Annotated in this window: 2 protein-coding genes; both read right to left on the reverse strand. The window is 72.1% G+C overall.

Annotated elements, in window-relative coordinates:
* On the reverse strand, nt 1-6,470 hold a 6,470-nt coding region (locus tag ACFW22_RS35085), incomplete at its 3' end, for a type I polyketide synthase (RefSeq protein ID WP_386412670.1).
* Between the two features lie 102 nt (nt 6,471-6,572).
* A partial coding sequence (locus ACFW22_RS35090; protein WP_386412672.1) for an SDR family NAD(P)-dependent oxidoreductase occupies nt 6,573-9,997 on the reverse strand: 3,425 nt, incomplete at its 5' end.

Raw genomic sequence — 9,997 nt, forward strand, 5'->3', positions numbered from 1 at the left:
GCCATCGATTCCGCGAACACGGGTATGGAGTTGAGGAGTTCGGCTCCCATACCGGCCCACTGGGTCCCCTGCCCCGGGAACACGAACACCGTCTTGCCGACGGCCTTGGCCTGGCCCTGAACCAGATGGGTGTGAGGCTGCCCAGCGGCCAGCGCATCGAGCGCGGCGGCGACGGCATCAGGAGCTTCGGCGAGGACAGCCGCACGGTGCTCGAACAGGGCGCGGCCGTTGATGAGCGTGTCGGCGACGGCTGTGGTGTTCAACTCGGGCCGCTGCTCGATGTATTCGCGGAGCTGCCGTGCCTGGTCGCGCAGCGCGTCGGCGGTCCGGGCGGAGATCACCCACGGCACGATGCCCAGGGACTCCGAAACCGGCACCGGCTCGTCATCGGGAGCCTGCTCCAGCACAGCGTGCGTATTCGTGCCGCTGATGCCGAACGACGAGACACCGGCCCGGCGCGGCTGTCCCGTGCTGGGCCAGGCCGTCTCCTCGGTCAGCAGGGCGACGGCTCCGGCCGACCAGTCGACCTTCGGTGTGGGCTCGCCGACGTGCAGCGTCTTCGGCAGGACGCCGTGGCGCATGGCCATGACCATCTTGATGAGGCCCGCGACGCCCGAAGCGGCCTGGGTGTGGCCGATGTTGGACTTTACCGAGCCCAGCCACAGGGGCCGGTCGGCGGGGCGGTCCTGGCCGTACGTGGCGATCAGTGCCTGTGCCTCGATGGGGTCGCCCAGCTTGGTGCCGGTGCCGTGCGCCTCGACGGCGTCGACCTGGTCGGGGGTGAGACCGGCGTTGGCGAGGGCCTGCCGGATCACCCGCTGCTGGGAGGGGCCGTTGGGGGCGGTGAGGCCGTTGCTGGCGCCGTCCTGGTTCATCGCCGTACCGCGGACCACGGCAAGGACGGGGTGGCCGTTGCGGCGTGCGTCCGACAGCCGCTCCAGAAGCAGCATGCCCACGCCCTCGGACATGCCCATGCCGTCGGCGTCGGCCGAGAAGGCCCGGCACCGGCCGTCCACGGACAGGCCGCGCTGTCGGCTGAACTCGGTGAAGGAGGTGGGCACCGCCATCACGGACACACCGCCGGCCAGCGCCAGCGTGGACTCGCCCTGCCGCAGCGACTGCGCCGCGAGATGGAGGGCGACCAGCGACGACGAGCAGCCCGTGTCCAGGGTCACCGCGGCGCCCTCCAGACCGAGGACGTACGAGACGCGGCCCGAGGCGATGCTCGCGGTGTTGCCCGTACCGAGGTATCCCTCGATCTCCTCCGGGGTCTCGCCGAGGCGCGAGCCGTAGTCGTGGTAGCTGACGCCCGCGAATACGGACGTACGACTGCCCCGCAGAGAATGGGGGTTGATACCGGCCCGCTCGAAGGCCTCCCAGGAGGTCTCCAGGAGCAGGCGCTGCTGCGGGTCCATCGCCAGGGCCTCGCGCGGCGAGATCCCGAAGAACGCCGGGTCGAAGTCGGCGGCGTCGTACAGGAATCCGCCGTGCCGGGTGTACGACGTGCCGCGCTGCTCCGGGTCCGGGTCGTAGAGCGCGTCGAGGTCCCAGCCGCGGTCGGTCGGCAGGCCGGAGATCATGTCGCCGCCGCCCAGCAGGAGTTCCCACAGCTCCTCGGGCGAGCGCACGCCGCCCGGGAAGCGGCACCCCATGCCGATGATGACGATCGGGTCGTCGTCGGCGGCCGGCAGGGCCGGCGGCGCCGCGGCGGTCCCGGCCGGCGTGGTGTCCGGCATCGCGCCGAAAAACTCGTCCCGCAGATGAGCGGCGAGCACACCGGGGGAGGGGTAGTCGAAGACGAGGGTCGCCGGCAGCCGCAGCCCGGTGGCCGTGTTGAGCCGGTTGCGCAGCTCGACCGCGGTCAGCGAGTCGAAGCCTAGATCACGGAACGCCCGTCCCGCCTCGACCGCCTCACCGGAGGCATGACCGAGGACCGAGGCCGCCTGGTCGCGCACCAGCTCCAGCAGCACCCGGTCCCGCTCCTCGGCCGCGAGACCCTCCAGCCGGTCGCGCAGCGGCGACGACGGAGCACTCGGCGCGTCCGGCCGCGACGAGGTGCCTGGGGACGACGTGGCCGCCTCGATCTCGCGCCGCGCCTCGGGAACACCGGCCAGCAGCGGGCGAGGCCCCGCCGAGGTGAAGACAGGGACGAACCGCTCCCAGTCCACCTCGGCCACGGCCACGAACGTCTCGTCGTGCGCGAGGATCTGGCGCATCGCGGCGAAAGCCGTGTCCGGGTCGAGGAACGGCAGGCCCCGCGCCTGCAGCTGCTCCGGCTTGACGCCCTCCGGCAGCCGCTCCGGGTCCCAGACGTTCCACACGCCCCACGCGATGGAACTGGCCTTCAGACCGCGGGCACGACGCTGCTCCGCGAGCGCGTCCAGATAGGCGTTGGCGGCGGCATAGGCACCGTGGTCACCGCTGCCCCAGACACCGGCGATGGAGGAGAACAGCACGAACCCGTCGAGGTCGGCGCCGCCCAGCAGCTCGTCCAGGTGAGCGGCGCCCGCCACCTTCGCGGCCAGCACGTCCGCGAACTCGTCGAGGCCCGACTCCGCCAGCGACGCCAACTCGATGAACGCCGCCGCGTGCACGACCGTACGCAGGGACTCCCCGTCGACCTTCAGCTGCTCCAGCACACCCGCGAGGGCCTCGCGGTCGGCGGCGTCGCACGCGGCCACCGTGAGACGGACCCCCTCGGCGGCGAGTTCCGTCGCCAGCTCGGCCATACCCGGAGCGGACGGGCCGCGCCTGCTGGTCAGCACCACATGCTCGGCCCCGTTCGAGGCGAGCCACCGCGCGATGTGCGGGCCGAGCGCTCCCGTCCCGCCGGTCACCAGCGCCGTGCCACTGGTCCGCCAGCCGGGCGCCGCCTGCTCGGGCGTCCGCACGGCCAGCGGGTTGCGCACCAGGCGCCGGGCGAAGACGCCTGAGCTGCGGACCGCCACCTGGTCCTCGCCCGCCAGCCCGGCCAGCACCGCGCACAGGCGCGCCCGCGCCCGGTCGTCCAGCTCGCGCGGCAGATCGACGAGGCCGCCCCAGCGCTCGGGCTGCTCCAGCGCGACGACCCGGCACAGGCCCCAGACCTGTGCCTGCGCCGGGCTGGTCACGGCGTCGGAGGCCCCGACCGCTACCGCCCCGCAGGTGCCGAACCACACCGGCACCTCAAAGCGCGCGTCACCGAGCGCCTGGACGAGAGCGAGCGTCCCGGCGACCCCGGCCGTCATGGCGGGGTGCGCGGGGTGGGGGCTCTCGTCGAGCGCCACGAAGGAGAGCACGCCGGCGAGCGGAGAGTCCTGCGCGGACAGCTTCTCGCCGATGAGATCGACGTACGTCCCCCGGGCGACCCCGGAGGCGCTCAGCTCCATCGGCACGACCTGCGCGCCGTGCCGCGCCAGCCCCTCCGCCGCCGTACGGACGACGTCGTCGGTGGCCCGCCCCTCCGGGAACACCACGAGCCAGGTCCCCCCGAGCCTGGTCGTGGCACCCCCGTCGGCCACCGGCTTCCAGCTGATCCCGTACCGCCAGTCGTTCACCGTGGCCTCGCGCCTGCGCTCCTGCCGCCAGGACGCGAGCGCGGGCAGGAACGTGCTGAGCGAGGCGTCGTCGGGCACGGCGAGCGTGCCGGCGAGCGACTCCCAGTCCTCGTTCTCCACGGCCTCCCAGAAACGCGTGTCGACGATGTCGGTCGCCGGGACGGGGGCATGCGCCGCCATGGTCTCCGGTACGTCGATCCAGTAACGCTGGTGCTGGAAGGGGTAGGTGGGCAGGTTGACGTGCCGATTGCCATGCGCAATAGGCCAGTTGATGGGGTGGCCGTGGGTGTGGAGGTGGGCTGCTGAGGTGAGGAGGCGGGTGAGGGTGCCTTCGCCTCGGCGGAGGGTGCCGGTGGTGAGGGCGTTGGTTGAGGCTTCTTCGATGCTGTAGGTGAGGACGGGGTGGGCGCTGGATTCGATGTAGGTGGTGTGGCCGGACTCGGTGAGCTGCTGGATGGCGGTGTGGAAGTGGACGGTCTGGCGGAGGTTGCGGTACCAGTAGCCGGCGTCGAGGTCCGAGGTGTTCAGAAAACCGGGCTCGACGGTGGAGAAGAAGGGGATGTCTGCAGGGCGCGGCTGGATTCCCGCGAGGGCATCGGCCAGTCGGGCCTCGATGGCCTCGACGTGGGCGGAGTGCGAGGCGTAGTCGACGGGGATGAGCCGGGCGCGGATGTCCTGGCTCTGCAACTGGGCCACGAGGGCTTCGACGGCGTCCTTGTCGCCCGCAACGACGGTGGCGTTGGGACCGTTGATCGCGGCGATGCCGACCTCGCTGGGCAGGTGCTCCTCGACCGCCTGAACAGGTTGCGGGATGGAGGCCATCGTGCCCAGCCCGGCGAGGTGCTCGCCAATGATCCGGGCCCGTACGGCGACGACCTTCGCCGCGTCCTCCAGCGACAGCGCACCCGCCACAGCCGCAGCCGCGATCTCGCCCTGAGAGTGGCCGACGACCGCATCCGGACGGACACCGAGCTCCTGCCAGGTAGCGGCGAGGGACACCATCACCGCCCATGTCACAGGCTGGATGACGTCCACCCGGTCCAACTCCGCGCCAGAACGCAGCACCTCGGTCAGCGACCAGTCGACGTAAGTCGCCAGCGCCTCCTCGCATCGCGCCATCGACTCCGCGAACACGGGGGAGCTGTCCAGGAGTTCGGCCCCCATACCGGCCCACTGCGTCCCCTGCCCCGGGAATACGAACACGGTCTTGCCGGTCTCGTCTGGCGCGACGCCCTGGACGACGTGCGGCGAGGGTTCGCCATGGGCGAGGGCGTCGAGGGCCTTGAGGAGTTCGCCGGTGCTGCTGCCCAGGGCGACCGCGCGGTGCTCGAACGCGGACCGGGTTGTGGCCAGCGCGTGGGCGACCTCCGCGGTGTCGAGGCCGGGCCGCTGATCGACGTATTCACGCAGCTGTCGTGCCTGAGCGCGCAGCGCCTCCGCGGTCCGGGCGGAGATCACCCACGGTACGACGCCCGCGGGTGTGGCGTCGTCCTGTTCCTCGTCCGCCTCGACGGGCGGAGCCTCCTCCAGCACGGCATGGGCGTTGGTGCCGCTGATGCCGAAGGAGGAGATGCCGACACGGCGCGGCCGGTCGAGCGCCGGCCACTGCACGTCCTCCGTGAGCAGCGAGACGGCCCCGGCCTCCCAGTCGATACGGGAGGACGGCTCGTCCACGTGCAAGGTGCGGGGCAGCAGGCCCTGGTTGAGGGCCATGACCATCTTGATGATCGAGGCGGCACCGGCGGCGGCCTGGGTGTGGCCGATGTTGGACTTCACCGAGCCCAGCCACAGGGGCCGGTCGGCGGGGCGGTCCTGGCCGTACGTGGCGATCAGTGCCTGTGCCTCGATGGGGTCGCCCAGCTTGGTGCCGGTGCCGTGTGTCTCGACCACGTCGACCTGGTCGGGCGTCAGACGGGCGGCGGCCAGCGCTTGGCGGATGACCCGCTCCTGCGAGGGGCCGTTGGGGGCGGTGAGACCGTTGCTGGCGCCGTCCTGGTTGATGGCGCTGCCGCGGATCACGGCGAGTACCCGGTGGCCGTTGCGGCGCGCGTCCGACAGCCGCTCCACCAGCAGCATGCCGATGCCCTCGGACAGCGCCGTGCCGTCCGCGCCCGACGCGAAGGCCTTGACGCGGGCGTCCGGCGCCAGCCCCCGCTGTCGACTGAACTCGATGAACGAGGCCGGCGAGGACATCACGGAGATTCCCCCGGCCAGCGCCATCGAGCAGTCGCCCTGCCGCAGCGCGTGGCAGGCCAGATGCAGCGCCACCAGCGACGAGGAGCAGGCCGTGTCGACGGTGACGGCCGGGCCCTCCAGGCCCAGGGTGTACGCGACCCGGCCGGACACCACACTCGGCGTGTTGCCGATACCGAGGTGCCCCTCCAGCTCGGCCGGCACCTCGGGCAACCGGGTCGCGTAGTCCTGGTAGTTGCTGCCGACGAAGACCCCGGCCTTACTGCCGCGCAGCGACTGCGGGTCGATGCCGGCCCGCTCGAAGGCCTCCCAGGAGGTCTCCAGGAGCAGGCGCTGCTGCGGGTCCATCGCCAGGGCCTCGCGGGGTGAGATCCCGAAGAACGCCGGGTCGAAGTCGGCGGCGTCGTACAGGAATCCGCCCTCCCGCACATAGGACGTGCCGGAGCGGTCCGGGTCGGCGTCGTAGAGCGCCTCCAGGTCCCAGCCGCGGTTGTCGGGGAACGCGGAGATCGTGTCGCGGCCCTCGGCGACGACCTGCCAGAGGTCCTCCGGGGAACTGACGTCACCCGGGAAACGGCAGCTCATACCGATGATGGCGATCGGCTCGTGGTCCTTGGCCTCGGCCTCGTTGAGCCGGCGGCGGGTCTGGCGCAGGTCGTTGACGACCCGTTTCAGGTAGTCGCGGAGCTTGTCCTCGGTCATGCTCTGGGCAGCGTCGGAGGAACGGGCGGGCTTTGACATCAGGTCACGTCCTAGAAAGGCCGGGGAAGGCCAGTGGTCGGGTGGCGCGGTGGGGGAGGAGAGGGCGGCAGGGCCGCCGACAGGGGCGGAGCGGAGACGGGATCAGAGCTGGCCCAGCTCCTTGTCGATGAGGTCGAACATCTCGTCGTCGCTGACGGGGTCGAACTCCCCCTTCTTCGTGAGCCCTTCGAGCCCTTCGGCTTCCATCGCGGTGCCACGGGTGTCGTCCCACTTCCAGAGCAGGGCCTGCAGCCGCGCCGCGATCTTGCCTCGCGCGTCGTCGTCCAGGGCGGATTCGAGGAACGCGGTCTCCAGCCGCTCCAACTCCGCAGAGAGGGGCAGGCCGGCCTCCTCCGCCTGCGGTACGAGATCGTCCAGCAGCCGCTGCGCGAGGGCGGCCGGGTTCGGATAGTCGAAGACCAGGGTCGGCGTCAGCCGCAGCCCGGTCGCCGACCGGAGCCGGTTGCGCAGCTCGACGGAGGTCAGCGAATCGAACCCGAGATCCTTGAAGGCCCGGTTCGCCCGTACCTCCTCGGGCGAGGCATGCCCGAGCACGGCCGTGACCTGCTCCCGTACGAGATCCAGCAGCATCCGCTCCTGATCGGCCCGGGCCAGCCCGGCCAGCCGGCCGGCGATACCGGACGCGGCTTCCTCGGTACGGCCCCCGGAGGCCGCCGCCGTACGCCGGACGGCCGACGTGCGGACGACACCGCGGAACAGGGGCGCCATGACACCGGCCGCCGCCTGCGCGCGCAGCTCCGCCAGATCCAGCCGGGCCGGCACGAGCACGGCGTCGCCCAGCGCGGTGGCGGCGTCGAACAGGGCCAGGCCCTCGTCCGCGGACATCGGCGCCGCACCGACCCGGGACATCCGGGCCAGGTCGACATCGCTCAGCCGCCCGGCCATACCGCTGCGCTGCTCCCACAGTCCCCAGGCCAGCGACACGGCGGGCAGTCCGCGCTCGTGCCGGTGGCGGGCGAGGGCGTCGAGGAAGGCGTTGGCCGCCGAGTAGTTGGCCAGCCCCGCCCCGCCGAGGGTGCCCGACAGGGAGGAGAAGAGCACGAACGCCGACAGGTCCAGATCCTCGGTCAGCGCGTGCAGGTTCAGCGCCCCGTCGACCTTCGGCCGCAGCACCCGGTCGATCCGCTCCGGCGTCAGCGCCTCGGCCACCCCGTCGTCCAGGACGGCCGCGGTGTGCACCACGGCGGTGAGCGGACGCTCCGCCGGTACGGCGGCCAGCAGCCCGGCCAGCGCGTCCCGGTCGGCGACGTCGCAGGCGGCCACCTCGACCGTGGCACCGAGCCCGGTCAGCTCGGCCACCAGCTCCGGCATCCCGTCGGCGGTGGCCCCGCGACGGCTGGTGAGCAGCAGGTTCCGCACCCCGCGCTCGGCCACCAGATGCCGGGCGAGCAGCCGGGCGAGACCACCCGAGGCACCGGTCAGCAGGACGGTGCCCTCGGGCGCGAACTCCGACTCCACCTCCTCGGGGCGCGAGGCACGGGCCAGCCGCGGCGCGCTGACCTTCGTGCCGTGCACCCGCAGCTGCGGCTCGTCGCCGGCCGCCGCGGCCGCCAGCGTGTCCCAGTCGGGCTCGCCGCCGTCCGTCTCCACCAGCACGAACCGGCCCGGATTCTCGACCTGCGCCGACCGGACCAGACCCCAGACCGGTGCACCGGTCAGGCTCTGCCCGGCCAGGATCACCAGCCGCGACGCGGCGAACCGGTCGTCGGCCAACCATGCCTGTACGAGGTCCAGGGCGCGGTGCGTGACCTGGCGTACGGCGTCTGCGGTGCCGGCGTCCGCCGTGGTGCCGTCGGTGGTGTCCGGGAAGGGGACGAAGACCAGCTCGGGGACGGGCGCGGCTGCGGCGGCGAGGCTGCCGAGGTCGTCGTACACATCCATGGTGCTGTGACCACTGCCGTTGCCGACGACGGCCCAGCGTCCGGCCGGCGCGCCGGACCGCGACACCGCGACCGGCACCCACTCCACCCGGAACAGCGAGTCGCCCCGTGCCTCCCGCGCTCCCGCTAGCTGCTCGGTGCCGACCTGCCGCAGCGTCAGCACGTCGACCGAGGCGACAGGACGACCCACCAAATCGGCCACCGAGACGGACACGGCGTCCTCACCGGCCAGGGTGATCCGCACCCGGACCGCGTTCGCGCCCTGGGCGTGGAGGGTCACCCCACTCCATGCGAACGGGCGCCGGGTGAGTCCCTCACCGGGCTCGGCCAGCAGCACACCCAGCCCCAGCGGCTGGAGCGCCGCGTCGAGCAGCGCCGGGTGGATGCCGTACTCCTTGGCCTCGGCGGACTCCTCGTCCGGCAGGGCGACCTCGGCGAACACCTCGTCACCGCGCCGCCAGGCGGCCCGCAGCCCCTGGAAGGCAGGGCCGTACTCGACACCCTGCGCGGCCAGCCGGTCGTAGGCGTCCGCCACCGTGATCGCCTCCGCTCCGGCGGGCGGCCAGGCGGCCAGATCGGTGTCCGACCCCGGCGACTGCTGCGCACCGGCGGGAGCCACCGTGCTGGTGGCATGTAGGGTCCACGGCTCGTCGTCCCCGGCGTCCTGCGCACGCGAGTACAGGTTCAGCTCCCGCCGACCCGAGTCGTCCGTCTCCCCGAGCCCGAGCTGGATCCGTACGCCACCCTTTTCGGGCAGCACCAGGGGTGCCTCCAGGGTGAGTTCCTCCACGGTGCCGCAGTTGACGTGGTGGCCGGCCTGGAGGGCGAGTTCGAGGAAGCCGGTGCCGGGGAGCAGGACGGTGCCGGCTACGGCGTGGTCAGCCAGCCAGGGGTGGCTTTGCAACGACAGCAGCCCGGTGAACAGGTGCGTGTCCGTGCCCGCCAGCTCTACCGCCGCCCCGAGCAGCGGGTGTCCGGCGATGCCGAGCCCGATGGATTCGGCGTCGACGGGCCGTGTGGCGGCCGACGCGGGCCAGTAGCGCTGGTGCTGGAAGGGGTAGGTGGGGAGGTCGGTGTCGTGGGTTCCCTTGTTGATGGGCCAGTTGATGGGGTGGCCGTGGGTGTGGAGGTGGGCTGCTGAGGTGAGGAGGCGGGTGAGGGTGCCTTCGCCTCGGCGGAGGGTGCCGGTGGTGAGGGCGTTGGTTGAGGCTTCTTCGATGCTGTAGGTGAGGACGGGGTGGGCGCTGGATTCGATGTAGGTGGTGTGGCCGGACTCGGTGAGCTGCTGGATGGCGGTGTGGAAGTGGACGGTCTGGCGGAGGTTGCGGTACCAGTAGTCGGCGTCGAGCTGTGTGGTGTCGAGGAAGTCGGGCTCGACGGTGGAGAAGAAGGGGATGTCTGCAGGGCGCGGCTGGATTCCCGCTAGGGCATCGGCTAGTTGAGCCTGGATGGTTTCGACGTGGGCGGAGTGTGAGGCGTAGTCGACGGGGATGAGCCGGGCGCGGATGTCCTGGCCTTGAAGGTCCGCGATCAGGGTTTCGACGGCGTTCTTGTCGCCGGAGACGACGGTGGTGTTGGGGCCGTTGACGGCGGCGATGCTGACACCGCTGGGCAGAAGCTCCTCGA

Source organism: Streptomyces sp. NPDC058872, assembly GCF_042743065.1.
Taxonomy (GTDB): Bacteria; Actinomycetota; Actinomycetes; order Streptomycetales; family Streptomycetaceae; genus Streptomyces.